Consider the following 14,079-nt stretch of genomic DNA (forward strand, 5'->3'; position numbering starts at 1 on the left):
GCGTTAATTTTTGGTTAATTATTAGGAATAACATTGAGTAACGCAACACGCACTAATTTAAGAAATATCGCAATAATCGCCCACGTAGATCATGGGAAAACAACTTTGGTAGATAAACTCTTGCAGCAAGCAGGAACATTTTCCGCGCATCAACAGGTAGCTGAGCGGGTAATGGATAGTAATGATCTAGAAAAGGAGCGCGGTATTACAATTCTCGCAAAAAATGCTTCTTTAGATTATAAAGGAGTTCGGGTTAATATCGTGGATACTCCTGGACATGCTGATTTCGGAGGCGAAGTTGAGCGTGTACTTGGAATGGTTGATGGTGTACTTCTTTTGGTTGACGCCGTTGAAGGTCCTATGCCGCAAACCCGTTTTGTAACTAGAAAAGCACTATCACTTGGGTTAAAACCAATTGTGGTGATTAATAAAATTGATAGACCTGGTGCTCGTCCTGATTGGGTGATAGACCAGACTTTTGACTTATTTGATAAACTTGGGGCAACGGAAGAACAGCTTGATTTTCCTGTTGTTTATGCCTCTGCATTAAATGGTTATGCTTCGCTTGAAGCTTCAGAAAACCCCGGTAATATGGAGGCATTATTTGATACAGTTTTAAATAATGTGCCAGCACCAGTTGGTGATGATGAAGGCAGTTTACAGTTGCAAATTGCTGCACTAGATTACAATAGTTTTGTCGGACGAATTGGTATTGGACGAATCCGTCGTGGCAAAATCAGGGCTGGTCAGCAGATATGTGTTGCTCACGGTCCTGATGGTGAGAAAAAAAATGCAAAAATAAATCAGGTTCAAGTATTTAGCGGTTTGGAACGCAAGTTAGTAGATGAAGCTTCTGCTGGAGATATTGTTCTGATTAACGGGATAGAAGAGCTAAACATAGGTGTAACGATCTGTGATGTAGCAAATCCTGATCCATTGCCAATGTTAAAAGTTGATGAACCTACTATTAGTATGACATTTCAGGTCAATACTTCTCCACTAGCTGGAACTGAAGGTAAATTTGTAACTAGTCGTCAGATTCGCGATCGTTTGAACAAAGAGCTTCTGACAAATGTAGCATTGCGTGTAGAAGATACGGCAAATACTGATGAATTTCTTGTTTCTGGACGTGGTGAATTGCATCTTACCATCCTACTTGAAAACATGCGTCGTGAAGGCTTTGAAATGGCAGTTGCTAAGCCACATGTGGTGATGAAGACTATCAATGGTGAAACCTGTGAACCATATGAGTTGCTTACTATTGATGTAGAAGAAGAGCATCAGGGGGCAGTTATGGAAGAGCTTGGACGTCGTAAAGGTGAAATGCTTGACATGTCTAGCGATGGTAAAGGTAGAACCAGAATTGAATACCGTATTCCTGCTAGGGGTTTAATTGGTTTTCAGGGGGAGTTTCTGACTCTTACTCGTGGAACTGGTCTTATTGCACATGTATTTGATGATTATGGTCCAGTTAAAGCAGATATTCCAGGTCGTCGCAATGGCGTGCTTATTTCTCAGGAAGATGGAGCGGCAGTTGCCTATGCACTATGGAATCTGGAAGATCGGGGTAGAATGTTTGTTAGTCCTGGCGAAAAGCTTTATAATGGTATGATTATTGGTATTCATAGCCGCGATAATGATTTGAATGTTAACCCGATTAAGGGTAAAAAACTTACTAATGTTCGTGCATCAGGTACTGATGAAGCTGTTCGGCTTACTCCTCCCATTAAGCTAACTCTTGAAAGTGCGATTGAATTTATCGATGATGATGAGTTGGTTGAGATTACTCCACAAAATATTCGTTTGCGTAAACGTCATCTTGATGAGAATGAGCGTAAGCGCGCAGCAAAACAAAGTTTGGCTAATTAATTATATATTATTTATAAGGAATCTTTGATGATTGTTCATGTGGCTAAAGATGAATTAATTTGGGAAGAAGTGAATCATCACGTTTTAAATCGGGTAACTGCAGAAGTTGTGAATATGTTTCATGCAGAAGCACTCTACTATAAAAACGATGATTTATCTGTAAGATCAACTTTCAAGCTTCAGGAAAAAAAGGAAGGGGATAAACCTTATAGCGTGAACCTTGTAAGTTATACCCATGTTGGACCAGATTTGATGCGTCTTGAGTTTACTGAAACAAGACATATTGGTGATTATGGTTCTATTGAAGAAGCAAAAGAAGCAGTACATCATTATTTTTACAAGCATCTTCATCCTAAACATAGCCATCATCACCATTTCTAAATAACTTAGGCTCTTAGAAACCTTTCGTAGCTGTCTTCGTAGTTAAATGGATATAACGGCCCCCTCCTAAGGGGCAGTTACAGGTTCGATTCCTGTCGAGGGCACCATGAAGATAATAAAAAACCTGATCGTTTGATCAGGTTTTTTTGAGGCTTTTTGTGATTAATCCTTATGCCATTTGTCAATAAAGGTTGTCATTACTGCATTAGCATAGACATTGGTTGCACTTCGCCCCATATCCGCAAAAGCATCAATTGGTAATAATAGTAATACACTTGCCGCAGGGAAGTGAAAGGCTGTTACTGCTGAAGAGATTACCATAATTGAAGCACGAGGTACCCCAGCAATACCTTTAGATGTAACTAACAACATAAAGAATATGTATAACTTGTCAGTGAATGCAATATCAATTCCAAAGACTTGAGTGATGAAAATAATTGCAAAGCTGAAATATACCATTGATCCTATCATGTTAAATGAGTATCCCATCGGTAGTACAAAACTACTGATTTTCTCACGCACCCCATAGTTTTCAAGCTCTTCAAATACAGCAGGGTAGGCAACTTCTGAGGATGAGGTTGCAAATGATAATGATAGTGGTGGAATAAGTGCTGATATTAGTTGATTAATTTTACGTCCAACCACTTTTAGTGACAGAAGATAAATTGCAAACCAAACAATAATTAATGCTAGGTAGTATTCAAGAATAAATACCAGATAAGTATAAAGAACCCCAAACCCATTTTTGATAATTACATTGGAAATTGAGGCAAATACTGCAATTGGAACTAGTTTCATTACTGAATGACAAATTGCAAACATGGCATGCATAATGCCATCAAGTACGTCACGGATTGCATCGCGACCTTTAGCATCAATTTTAGTTAGTGCGAAGCCAAAAAACAGTGAAAAGATTACAATTTGAATAATATGGTTACCAGCAAAAGCATTAACCACGTTATCTGGAATAGTCTCTTTTACAAAGTGAGATAACGAAATTGATGATGAATCAAATTTTCCACCAGCAGTTGTTCCTGCTTCAAGCAAACTTTTACCTACTTCTGTCATTGATAGACCCGGCTTGAATAAATCAATGATGAACCAGCCAATAAATAACGAACAGATTGATGAGATAAGAAATAAGCCTAAAACCCGAGCGAATAATACACCTAATCCTTTAGCATTATCACCAATATTTATCACCCCAAGAGTTAGTGAGGCAAAAATTAATGGTGCAACAATCATTTTGATTAGTTTGATAAATATGTCTGAAGCCATGCCCAAATATTCAAGCAGGCTGGCAGTAGCTGTCTGATTTGGCTGAATTACATTGCGAATTAGCCAACCAAACAGGATACCCAGAATGAGACTGATAATAATCGCTCTAGCAGCTTTCATATAATAAATACCCTCATTGATAAAAAATAAAATTATAAATACCAGCTATATTGTAGCATTAAAAAGATTGTTTAATATTTGAAAACATTCATATTTATGCCCAATTTTACTTTTGTTTTGTTTAAATATTAAAAAGTGTTGATAAAAAAAACAGCAGTTATTTATTTTTATCGAAGAAGCTTTGCGGAACAAAGCCCATTTCCACTGCAACTTTCTTATATGATTCGCCAGTTTCATTGACTTTAGCAATGATTTCTGCCACACTATCATAGCCAATTATGGATATCAACTCTGTTGCAGCAGTTGGACAGCGCTCAAAGTAAGCTTCGCACAATTCCTTATTGGCAGTGATTCCTTTTACTACAGTATTAGTAAAACGTTCCAAACCATCCCGCAATAGCGTCAGGCTCTCAATCATTGCATCAGCAATTAGTGGTTCCCAAGCATTTAGCTCAAATTCACCAACCGTACATTCAGAAATAATTAAGTCATTACCCAAGAGCTTATATGCAATCTGCATGATAAATTCAGCACCAACCGGATTTACTTTTTTGGGCATAATGCTTGAACCAGCCTGTAATGCAGGTAGATCTATTTCATGGATCGAAGTTGTTGGACCAGAATTCATTAGGCGCAAATCATTAGCAATTTTGCGTAAATTAAGCCCACAAATTTTGACCATACTTGAAAGCTGGGGAAACACATCCAGATTTTGGGTGCCGTCAACTAAGTCTTCACAAGCTGTAATCGGTGTACCAGTAACTTTGCGTAACTCTTCAATTACCGCGATTCGATAATCAGGATGATTTGATACTCCGGTACCAATTGCATCACCACCCATGTTAACTTGTAAAAATAGTTCTTTTACTTGGTGTAATCTACGAACATCTCGGTTTATTGCCATTGAATAAACTTTGAATTCGCGACCAAGCGCAATTGGAACTGCATCTTCAAGCTGGGTGCGTCCCATTTTCATGATGTCTTTGAACTCATTGGCTTTATCTTCCAATGCTCGTCTTAACAATTTAAGATTTTTTTCTACATCATTAATTAGCTCATAAATTGCAATCTTGATGGCAGTTGGATAGGAGTCATTAGTTGATTGAGATGCATTTACATGGTTGATTGGTGATAAAATGTCATATCTTGCTTTTTCATACCCCAAATGTTCAAGTGCGATATTAGCAATTACCTCATTCGCATTCATATTGGTTGAGGTTCCGGCTCCCCCCTGAATTGCTGGTATTATAAATTCGTCATGGTATTTTCCAGAGAGAATTTCTTCACAAGCAAAATTTATTGCGTTACGGATTTCTTTGGAGAACTTACCTGTCCGGCAATTAGCATTTGCGGCTGCCATTTTCACTTTGGCAAAAGCATTTATCAAATATGAATGAGTAAGGTGATAATCTTTCAGCCTAAAATTTTCCAGGGCTCGTGCAGTATGGACCCCATAGTATGCATTTTGGGGTACTTTAAATTCGCCGATAAAGTCTTTTTCTATCCGGTATTCCATCTTATCCCTTTGTTAATAAATTTATTTAATATGTGTAAAAATTTTTCTGAATTTGCTTAACATCATTGGTTGTCAGTAAACTTAGCATTAAAAGAATGCGTGCTTTTTGAGGATTCAAATCGTCCCCAGCAATCAGGTCATAGGTTGTGTCAAGATTATTATAGTCATAACTTACTTCACCACTACCAACCCTGCTACTTCTAACAATTACAATACCTTTCTTACGCGCGTTAATCAAGAAATCTTTTTCATAATCCGGGATATTGCCATCGCCAACACCTGCAATCACAATCCCTTTAAGGTTTTTAGTTTTTAGTATATTGTCAAGCATTTCAGTATCAACACCGACGTTCTCATAAACCACTGCTACCGATGGTAATGATTTGATATTGCTAATGTTAAATGGTGCATCATATGCATTTGCACGCCCGTTGTCATGGTAATTTACTTTACCCATAACAACGTGACCGATTGGTCCTGTGTTAGGTGATTGAAAAGTATCTACATTGGTTGTATTTGTTTTAGTAACATCACGACCATCATAAATTCCATCATTCATTACTACCATTACTCCACGACCAATAGATTTAGGATTTATTGCTACCGCTACTGCATTATATAGATTTAATGGACCATCAGCACTGATTGCAGTAGCAGGACGCATTGCCCCAACGATAATGATAGGTTTTTTAGTTTTAATTACAAGATCAAGAAAATATGCTGTTTCTTCTAGCGTGTCTGTGCCATGAGTAACTACTACAGCACTTACGTTTGGATCATTGATAACTTTATTTACTTCATTGGCAAGCTTTAACCAATCTGAGAGTGTAACATTTCCGCTATCTTTGTTATAAACCTGTTCGTATTTTATATTTGCTAGATTGTCTAGTCCTGGCACTGATGCAATAATCTGTTCAGCCGTCAAGCTTCCTGCTTTGTATGTTGTAGATGTTTGTGAACTAGCTGTACCTGCAATAGTTCCACCTGTTGCTAATAAATAAACTGTTGGCTTATTTGCCGCATAGGCAATGAAGGATATTAATGATAAAACAATAGAAAATAGGAGCCTACGCATAATCATCTTCCTTGAAAATAGTAATGGACAACTTTGGATTATATCAACCAATCTGATTTCTTTGTCATATGCAATGCACAAAAAAGATTCATTTTAGCAACTATATTTATTAATGTTCTGATATTGTTATATATTTAATTGCAGCTAAAATATAAATAATTTTACTAATTTAGCTAGTTTAAATCTGGTTTTTACTCAATCTGTTATAATTCTTAGCTAATAAATTATCTTGAATAAAGTTATACATGACACTAGTTAGATTAAATAAGTATTTAAAAGATATGGGGCTTTGCTCACGGCGTAAAGCGGATGAGTTTATTGCTAAAGGCTATGTCAAAATTAATGGTGAAATTATCACTGAATTAGGCTATAAAGTTAATAGTGAGCTAGATAAAGTTGAAATATTGCCAGAATTAAAACAGGAAACAGATTCCTTTGTATATATTCTTCTTAATAAGCCCAAAAACTATGTTTGTAGTCATAGCCGCAAAGATGGTAAACCTGTTTTTGACCTATTGCCGGATATAAAAGATTTGACTTATGCTGGACGACTTGATAAGGATAGTCATGGATTATTGCTACTATCTAATGATGGTAAGTTTGTGTATCAGGCTTTTGGGGCTGAGTTTATAAAAGAGAAAGAGTATTTGGTAAGGGTTGATAAGCCAGTAACTCCAGAATTTATTCGATCGCAGATATCAGGGAGTATTGTTCTTGATGGCAAGCAATTAAGACCAGCTAAATTAAAGCAGGTAAATGATAATGTTTACCGGATTACACTAACAGAAGGAATAAATAGGCAAATTCGACGGATGGCAGAAGTTATGGGCTATAAGGTTCTTGATTTAAAGAGAATCCGTATTGGTAATATCGATGATCGCAGTTTGTTACCGGGAAAATGGCGTTATCTTACGGATAAGGAAATTAGCCAAGTTATGAATAAGACGGGTAAATAATGCAAATTCCACAGAGTGTCATTGATGAGGTAAATCAGCGTGCTGATTTGGTCGAAGTGATTGGTAAGCACCTAAAACTAAAAAGATCAGGGCAGAATTATTTCGCCTGTTGCCCGTTTCATAATGAAAAATCCCCATCATTTTCAATTAGCCCGGTAAAACAGATGTACCATTGCTTTGGTTGTGGCGAATCTGGGAATGCTGTTAGTTTTGTAATGAAGTATCAGGGACTTGATTTTGTTTCCGCTATTCAGTCGCTTGCCGAGCAGTATGGTGTAACTATCCCAGAGGATGAGCGCCAGGAAAAAATCAGCCGAGAGGAGCAGCAAAAGCGTAAAGAGCATAAGCTTAACATTTATGAGACGCTGGAGAAAGCTTGCCTATACTACCGACAGCAGCTAAGTCAGTCTAGTGTTGCCTTACATTATTTACGTGAAAAACGCGGACTTTCTCCCGAGATTATAAATAAATTTAGTTTAGGTTATACCCCGGCAGGCTTTAATAATCTCCAGCAGGCATTTCCAGATTATCCGACTAATAAGCTTCTACTGGATGCGGGTCTAGTGGTAGTTAACGATAATAATAAACGCTATGATCGCTTTCGGGAGCGGGTGATTTTTCCAATTCGTAATATTAAAGGCGAAATTATTGGTTTTGGCGGTCGGATAATAGCTAAAGGGGAGCCAAAATACCTTAATTCGCCTGAAACGGAATTATTTAATAAATCGCATGAGCTTTATGGTTTATATGAAGCCAAAAAAGAGATCCGTGATCTTAATCAAGTATTTGTGGTTGAGGGGTATATGGATGTAATTGCTCTTAATCAATATGGAATCAATAATGTTGTAGCCACAATGGGAACAGCAGCGACCGAAGAGCATATCAAGACTATGTTTAGATTTTGCGACAATATTTGCTATTCATTTGATGGTGATAATGCTGGGAAGAAAGCAGCGTGGCGCGCACTTGAGCGTTCGATTGGTTTGGTTACTGACATTAAATCGGTTAATTTTCTCTTCCTGCCAGAAGAGCACGATCCAGATAGTTATATTCGCGAAAATGGTACAGACGCATTTAAAAATTTGGCAAATAATCATTCTACTGGATTAATTACTTTTTTATTAAATCAACTCCTTGAGGAAGTAAATATTGCCACTGACGAAGGTAAAGCGCGTTTAATCAGTCTGGTTAAACCTTACACTGAGCAGATAAAGGCAATTGCTTTACAGGTTATTTTAAAAAAGCAGCTTGCTACCATGGTTGATTTAGATCCTTCGGTGGTTGAAAGTATTTTAAATAATCGGAGCAGGTTTGCTTTTTATAATAAATCACTTAAAAATATTTCTAATGCATATCAGAATAATCTGAAACGCCAACCATTAAATCTGAATCTTCTTGAAAATATTATTCAGGCTTTATTTAATCAGCCGCTTCTAGCTCGTGAGTTCCCGTTACCTGAAATACATGTTCTTGAAACGAAAGATCTGGATCTTAGTGAGCTTTTTATATTGATTGCTTATCTTGAAGCTCATTGTGATAGTTTTGATGATATTGTAATTACTGACTTAAAAATGATGACTAATTTTTCGCATGTCAATTTGTTATCAATTTACCAAAAAGTAAAAATGGAACGGGAGAACTTCACGAATACGTTTACTTTTAGCAAAGAAGACTATTGTAAAAAACTTCATGAGCTAGTTTATGAAAAAAAACGTCCGAGAATGCCAAAATTAAATTGAAGCCCGAGCAAATTAGCCATTTCTGATGGTTCTATAATATAATACTGGAAAGTTTTCTAAGGATAGTGAATGCGTAAATTATCAACGTTTCAGCTAGTGCTGTTATCTACAGGCGGTATGATTGGCAGTGGCTGGTTATTTTCCCCATATTATGGACTACAAACAGCTGGAGGGGGAGTTATTCTTTCTTGGACTATAACCGCTTTATTAACCTTGATATTAGGGTTAACTTTTGCCGAAGTTGCTACTTGTCTTCCTGTTGTTGGTGGCTTGATGCGTTTTATGGGGGTTACGCATAGTCGGACTTTAGGCTTCATGTTTCTGGTTCTTGGTTGGATTAGCTATATTGTTTATTTACCGCTTGAAGCTCAATCTGCGATTCAGTATCTTGGCTTCTGGATTCCACAGTTAGTTAGCAATCATGATGGCAACGTTTCGCTTTCTTCTGCTGGGCTATGGGCTGCATTAGTGATTATGGTATTTCTAACCTGGTTCAATACATTACATTTATCTAAAGTTAGTAAGACTAACGCCGCTGTCAGTTTATGGAAAATTTTTATTCCACTACTAATTGCTTGGGGGATGATACTAGTATTTGGTAAGCCAGAGCATTTTTTTGCAAGCGACCATTTACCCAAACTTGCTTTTGAGCCGGTTTTATTAGCGATAACCTCAAGTGGTCTGGCATTTGCTTTTTCTGGTTTTCAAAATGGATTGATTTTAGCAAATAGTACCAGTAATCCAAAACGGGCAATACCATGGTCGATTTTTGCGCCAGTTATAATTGGTTGGGTGTTATATTCTTCATTATCACTAATGTTTATGTTTTGCTTGCCATCTGAAAAATTTGCACTAGTAAAAGCAGTAGCACCTCTACTTGGCTTATTAAGTTTATTTGGCTTAAACTATATATATATTATTCTGTTTGTTGATGCGGTAATTGCACCACTTGGGACGGCAAATGTTTTTACTGCAGTAACCGGACGTATTCTTTTAGGACTTGGGCGTGAGTTTTTCCCAAGATCAATTTTGACTAGACTTAATAAATCTAATGCTCCTGCTATTTGTCTTTGGATAAATATGTTACTTGGTATCTGCTTTTTGCTTCCTTTTCCAACTTGGACGGAATTAGTAAATTTTTTATCATCTCTGGTATTATTAAGTTGTATGTCTGGTCCGGTGGCATTGATTATCTTACGACGTAAATTTCCTACGCTTGAGCGTAAATTTACCGTGCCACTATATAGACTAACTGGTTATTTGGCTTTTGTTAGCTGTGGTTTGTTTGTTTACTGGTCAGGTACGCAAAATCTTCTTTATTTGGTTATTCTGATTATTGCCGTTGCAATTGTTTACGCTACAATATTTGCTAAAGCTAACTTTATCAAAGTAATTGCTGAAAGCTGGTTTCTAATTGTATATATCGCTATTTTATATCTGATTTCAGAGCTACATGGTAAGTCAATTATATCTTTCCCTAGTGATAACTATCTAGTAATATTGGTTAGTTTGTTTTTTTGCTGGATCTTTGTCAATAAGCATGACCAAATAGAAAGTATTGCAGCTAAGATTGAGCAGTTTAAGCATGAGGTGGCAAATGAACAGCACTAGCCTTATATTACCTAAAAATGCACGCCAGCTATTCATTCAGGGACCAGCGGGGCTTCTTGATGTTCTTGAATTAAGTCCCAAAGAAGCAGTTCGTGGAGTGGCACTTATTATTCATCCAGACCCTAAAGGTGGTGGAACTTATACCAATAAAATAGTCCAAACAATTGCCAAGGTTATGAATGCTAAAGGTTATATTTGTTACTGTCCAAATCTAAGAGGAGTAGGGCAGAGTGATGGAGAGCATGATTTTGGCAATGGGGAAGTAGATGATGGATTAGCTATCTATGATTATTTACGTAAGTTATATCCGGAATTACCTTTTACTTTGGCTGGGTTTTCATTTGGTTCGGCTGTGGTTTCAAATGTTGCAGCTAAACGTGAGCATCAGCAATTATTGCTCGTTGGTCCAGCAGTTACGCGCTATAATGTAGTAGTTCCTGATCCAAGTAAGACTTTTATTGTTCATGGTAAGGATGATGAGGTTATCCCACTAGATGCGGTTTATCTTTGGGCGGGAAAATATGATATGCCAGTAAGTGTCTTTATTAATACTGGACATTTTTTTCATGGTAAGCTAGTACAGCTACAAAATTATTTATCCCGTATTTTAGTAGTTTAGATATGCATATTTGTCATATTACTTCTGTCCACCCACGCTATGATATTCGGATTTTTATTAAAGAGTGTAGGGCGTTAGCCCACAATCATGATGTTAGCCTGATAGTTGCTGATTCTCTTGGGGAAGAAATTAAAGATGGAATAAAAATTCATGATGTTGGTAAACCAGTAGGTGGCAGATTACAAAGAATCAGAAAAACCAGTCGGGAAATATTTGATAAAGTACTTGAGCTAAAGCCTGAGGTTATTCACTTTCATGATCCCGAACTTATTGGTATCGGAGTTAAATTAGCTAAATTAGGGTATAAAGTAATTTATGATGTCCACGAAGATGTGCCAAAGCAGGTTTTAAATAAGCATTGGATTCCGAAAGCTATCCGCCCTCTCGTTTCATGGTTAGTTAAATATCGTGAAGCAACAGCGGCAAGGGCTTTTACCGGAATAGTTACTGCCACTGAGATTATAGCTGATCGATTTAGAAAGTCAAATCCGAATACCTGTGCCATTCATAATTATCCAATCCTTGCTGAGCTTGATGTGGCTGCAATTGATTGGAGTAGTCGTTCTGATAACCTCTGCTATTTGGGGAGTATTTCGGAAACTCGTGGCATATTACCACTTATTGATTCACTATCAATAAGTAATTTAAAGCTTGATTTGGCTGGTCCTTTCAGTAACGAGGGAATTGAAAAACAAGTTAAGAATAGTGCTGGGTATAGTAACGTCAGGTATCATGGGGTGCTTGATCGTAATGGCGTCAAATCAGTTTTATCCTCGGTGAAAATCGGCATGGTAACTTTATTGCCAACACCAAGCTATGTGGAGTCTTTACCGATTAAGCTTTTTGAATATATGCTTTCAGGTATTCCTGTAATTGCTTCTGATTTTGAATTATGGCGTCCAATTGTTTTAGATAATAATTGTGGACTTATGGTAGATCCAGCTAATCCTGATGAAATTGCTAAGGCTTGCCAGAAGATTTTGTCTGATCCGGTCGAAGCTCGCCAGATGGGAGAAAATGGGCGTAGGGCTGTTCTTGAAAATTATAGCTGGGAACGAGAGCAGCAGCGGTTACTTGATTTTTATCATAAACTTTAAGTTTGCGGGTTCTGTTTTATAAAAATTTTTGCAGCAATTACGCCTAATTCATATAATAGATAAAGCGGTATAGCTAGCATTGTTTGCGATAATACGTCCGGTGGGGTAACTATTGCTGCGATTACAAATGCGCCAACAAACATATAGGGGCGGATTTTAGTAGCGGTGTTGATAGTAAGAAAATTAAATTTAATCAAGAAAAAGATTATTACCGGTGTTTCAAATGTTAAGCCAAATGTGAAAAATAATGTTAATACAAAATCAAGATATTTTCCAATATCAGTTAGCATTGTTATTGAATCGGGTTTAATGCTACCAATAAAATGAAATATTGCCGGTAATACCAAATAGTAGCAAAAAGTAATGCCGCCAATAAATAATAAAAATGAACTGCTAATTGTACCTAAGAGCAACTTTTTTTCTTGTTGGTAGAGGCCTGGTGCAATAAACTTCCACAGCTGAAAGATTATCAGCGGTAGGCTAATAATAAATGCAACTAGAGCGGTTAGCTTTAATGGGACAAAAAATGGTGAAGTTATATCCGTTGCTATTAATTGCGAGTTTTTGGGTAAAAACCTTCCAATTGGAGTAGCTAGTAATTGATAAAGTCTATTACTAAAAGGAAATAGGGCAATAAAAACTACTACAAATCCAAGTCCAGCTATTATAATCCGCTTTCTCAGTTCAATCAGGTGTGAAATAAATACTTGATCTATCTGCTTATTCATCAAATAATTCCGGTTCTCGATTGAAATCAAGTTCTGGTTGATAGAGGAAATAAAATTCCTGATAGTCAAACTCCTCATTCTGCAAATCATTTATTTGGATTAGAGGCGTTTCTATCCTGAATTGATTTTTGATTTGATCGATTTGTTGCTGAAATTCTGTTTTTAGGTTATTAAACTGTTCAATACCTGTCGTTTCATACAGCTGTGAACGAATATTGCTACTCATTTCGCGGAAAGTTGCAACTACTTTACCTGCTTTTCTGGCAATTATAGGCAATTGTTCTGGACCAAAAATGATTAGTGAAATTACCAGTATAAGAATAATTTCACTAAAGCTAATACCAAACATTATTTTTTACTATCTTCTGAATGTTGTTTGTTATTAGTATTCTCATCGGTGGCGTTTTTAAAATTTTTTACTGCCTCGCCCAAATCCTGCCCGATATTCTTGAGTTTCTTGGTTCCAAAGACCATCACAACAATTAAAAGCACGATTAACCAGTGCCAAATACTTATACTACCCATTTTCTATTTTCCTGTTAACGATTACCAAAAACATGTATATGCAGGTGAAAAACCTCTTGTCCACCTCCAATGCCAGTATTAATTTGGGTTTTATATCCTTTATTTAATCCATGAAGGAGGGCTAATTTATTAGCTGTAATCATCATTTTTCCCATCAAATCCTGATCCGCATCTGTAAGTTCCAACATGCTTTCGATATGTTTTTTGGGGATTAACAATAGATGGACATCTGCTTTAGGGTTGATATCGTTAAAAACAAAGAGATCTTCATCCTGATACACTATTTTTGTTGGTATTGAACCATTAATAAGTTTACAAAATATACAATTAGTCATGAATTTCTTTCCATTTGTATAAAATCATTGGCTTGAATAGCTTTAAATCTTGATCTTGATGCGTATCGGGTGGTTTATGAATTTATTTATTATAAAGATCTAAACTCAATAAATAGCACCCTTCAATATAAGCAAGTATTATACAGCTATTTATTTGATGATATAATTATAGCTTAAAATTTTGGTTGTTAACAAGTGCAATACTGATTAAAGCTGTTACCATTCGGTTT

At 36.6% G+C, this 14,079-nt stretch carries 14 protein-coding genes and 1 tRNA gene; 8 read left to right on the top strand and 7 right to left on the bottom strand.

The genetic code is table 11. The annotated features are described in order from the left end of the window. Window positions 1-33: 33 nt before the first annotated feature. The 3 genes from typA (at window position 34) to CUN60_RS04380 (ending at window position 2,357) form a co-directional block, all read left to right on the top strand. Window positions 34-1,869, top strand: coding sequence for a translational GTPase TypA (gene typA / locus CUN60_RS04370; RefSeq protein WP_102950853.1), 1,836 nt, complete (start codon window positions 34-36; stop codon window positions 1,867-1,869). A gap of 27 nt (window positions 1,870-1,896) precedes the next feature. After that, window positions 1,897-2,250 carry a hypothetical protein gene (locus tag CUN60_RS04375; RefSeq protein WP_102950854.1) on the top strand — a complete coding sequence of 118 codons (354 nt, stop codon included), beginning with the start codon at window positions 1,897-1,899 and terminating at the stop codon, window positions 2,248-2,250. Between the two features lie 32 nt (window positions 2,251-2,282). After that, window positions 2,283-2,357, top strand: a tRNA-Arg gene (locus CUN60_RS04380). Window positions 2,358-2,412: 55 nt separating this feature from the next. Here the strand turns inward: CUN60_RS04380 and CUN60_RS04385 are convergent. The 3 genes from CUN60_RS04385 to CUN60_RS04395 all read right to left on the bottom strand — a co-directional run bounded on the left by CUN60_RS04385 (window position 2,413) and on the right by CUN60_RS04395 (window position 6,239). Next, window positions 2,413-3,648: a dicarboxylate/amino acid:cation symporter gene (locus CUN60_RS04385; protein WP_102950855.1), complete on the bottom strand. Its 1,236-nt coding sequence runs from the start codon at window positions 3,646-3,648 to the stop codon at window positions 2,413-2,415. Between the two features lie 157 nt (window positions 3,649-3,805). Then, the gene (locus CUN60_RS04390) at window positions 3,806-5,164 is read right to left on the bottom strand and encodes an aspartate ammonia-lyase (protein WP_102950856.1); all 1,359 of its coding nucleotides are present in this window, start codon (window positions 5,162-5,164) and stop codon (window positions 3,806-3,808) included. A 25-nt stretch (window positions 5,165-5,189) separates the two neighbouring features. Next, window positions 5,190-6,239: an asparaginase gene (locus CUN60_RS04395; protein WP_102950857.1), complete on the bottom strand. Its 1,050-nt coding sequence runs from the start codon at window positions 6,237-6,239 to the stop codon at window positions 5,190-5,192. Window positions 6,240-6,484: 245 nt separating this feature from the next. Here CUN60_RS04395 and CUN60_RS04400 point away from each other — a divergent pair, with 245 nt between their 5' ends. From CUN60_RS04400 to CUN60_RS04420, 5 genes are all read left to right on the top strand, one after another. Next, on the top strand, window positions 6,485-7,195 hold the full coding sequence (locus CUN60_RS04400) for a pseudouridine synthase (RefSeq protein WP_102950858.1): 711 nt from the start codon (window positions 6,485-6,487) through the stop codon (window positions 7,193-7,195). After that, window positions 7,195-8,934 (top strand): DNA primase, encoded by a 1,740-nt coding sequence (dnaG, locus tag CUN60_RS04405; RefSeq protein ID WP_102950859.1) that lies wholly within the window; start codon window positions 7,195-7,197, stop codon window positions 8,932-8,934. Before CUN60_RS04400 ends, dnaG begins: the two co-directional genes overlap by 1 nt. A 69-nt stretch (window positions 8,935-9,003) precedes the next feature. Then, window positions 9,004-10,545, top strand: a complete 1,542-nt coding sequence (locus CUN60_RS04410) for an APC family permease (protein WP_102950860.1) — start codon at window positions 9,004-9,006, stop codon at window positions 10,543-10,545. Then, window positions 10,532-11,164, top strand: coding sequence for an alpha/beta hydrolase (locus CUN60_RS04415; protein ID WP_102950861.1), 633 nt, complete (start codon window positions 10,532-10,534; stop codon window positions 11,162-11,164). The genes CUN60_RS04410 and CUN60_RS04415 overlap by 14 nt, the downstream gene beginning before the upstream one ends. 2 nt (window positions 11,165-11,166) lie before the next feature. Continuing rightward, a complete protein-coding gene (locus CUN60_RS04420; protein WP_102950862.1) occupies window positions 11,167-12,261 on the top strand; it encodes a glycosyltransferase family 4 protein in 1,095 nt (364 codons plus the stop codon). Here CUN60_RS04420 and tatC read toward each other — a convergent pair. Genes tatC through CUN60_RS04440 form a run of 4 tightly spaced genes read right to left on the bottom strand, consistent with a single transcriptional unit; the run spans window position 12,258 to window position 13,849 of the window. Continuing rightward, entirely contained in the window at window positions 12,258-12,989 is a 732-nt protein-coding gene (gene tatC, locus CUN60_RS04425; protein ID WP_102950863.1) for a twin-arginine translocase subunit TatC, read from the bottom strand. The two genes, CUN60_RS04420 and tatC, sit on opposite strands and share 4 nt — an antisense overlap. After that, a complete protein-coding gene (tatB, locus tag CUN60_RS04430) occupies window positions 12,982-13,338 on the bottom strand; it encodes a Sec-independent protein translocase protein TatB (protein WP_102950864.1) in 357 nt (118 codons plus the stop codon). Before tatB ends, tatC begins: the two co-directional genes overlap by 8 nt. Then, entirely contained in the window at window positions 13,338-13,514 is a 177-nt protein-coding gene (gene tatA / locus CUN60_RS04435) for a Sec-independent protein translocase subunit TatA (RefSeq protein WP_102950865.1), read from the bottom strand. Before tatA ends, tatB begins: the two co-directional genes overlap by 1 nt. Window positions 13,515-13,528: 14 nt before the next feature. After that, window positions 13,529-13,849 (bottom strand): histidine triad nucleotide-binding protein, encoded by a 321-nt coding sequence (locus CUN60_RS04440; RefSeq protein WP_102950866.1) that lies wholly within the window; start codon window positions 13,847-13,849, stop codon window positions 13,529-13,531. Between the last annotated feature and the right edge of the window lie 230 nt (window positions 13,850-14,079).

The organism is Aquella oligotrophica, from assembly GCF_002892535.1.
Taxonomy (GTDB): Bacteria; Pseudomonadota; Gammaproteobacteria; order Burkholderiales; family UBA11063; genus Aquella; species Aquella oligotrophica.

What these genes read in the sequence shown, in the direction of transcription:
- CUN60_RS04375 (WP_102950854.1), top strand. Translation starts at nt 1,897, where the DNA reads ATGATTGTTCATGTGGCTAAAGATGAATTAATTTGGGAAGAAGTGAAT.
- CUN60_RS04385 (WP_102950855.1), bottom strand. Translation starts at nt 3,648, where the DNA reads ATGAAAGCTGCTAGAGCGATTATTATCAGTCTCATTCTGGGTATCCTG.
- CUN60_RS04390 (WP_102950856.1), bottom strand. Translation starts at nt 5,164, where the DNA reads ATGGAATACCGGATAGAAAAAGACTTTATCGGCGAATTTAAAGTACCC.
- CUN60_RS04395 (WP_102950857.1), bottom strand. Translation starts at nt 6,239, where the DNA reads ATGCGTAGGCTCCTATTTTCTATTGTTTTATCATTAATATCCTTCATT.
- CUN60_RS04400 (WP_102950858.1), top strand. Translation starts at nt 6,485, where the DNA reads ATGACACTAGTTAGATTAAATAAGTATTTAAAAGATATGGGGCTTTGC.
- dnaG (WP_102950859.1), top strand. Translation starts at nt 7,195, where the DNA reads ATGCAAATTCCACAGAGTGTCATTGATGAGGTAAATCAGCGTGCTGAT.
- CUN60_RS04410 (WP_102950860.1), top strand. Translation starts at nt 9,004, where the DNA reads ATGCGTAAATTATCAACGTTTCAGCTAGTGCTGTTATCTACAGGCGGT.
- CUN60_RS04415 (WP_102950861.1), top strand. Translation starts at nt 10,532, where the DNA reads ATGAACAGCACTAGCCTTATATTACCTAAAAATGCACGCCAGCTATTC.
- CUN60_RS04420 (WP_102950862.1), top strand. Translation starts at nt 11,167, where the DNA reads ATGCATATTTGTCATATTACTTCTGTCCACCCACGCTATGATATTCGG.
- tatC (WP_102950863.1), bottom strand. Translation starts at nt 12,989, where the DNA reads ATGAATAAGCAGATAGATCAAGTATTTATTTCACACCTGATTGAACTG.
- tatB (WP_102950864.1), bottom strand. Translation starts at nt 13,338, where the DNA reads ATGTTTGGTATTAGCTTTAGTGAAATTATTCTTATACTGGTAATTTCA.
- tatA (WP_102950865.1), bottom strand. Translation starts at nt 13,514, where the DNA reads ATGGGTAGTATAAGTATTTGGCACTGGTTAATCGTGCTTTTAATTGTT.
- CUN60_RS04440 (WP_102950866.1), bottom strand. Translation starts at nt 13,849, where the DNA reads ATGACTAATTGTATATTTTGTAAACTTATTAATGGTTCAATACCAACA.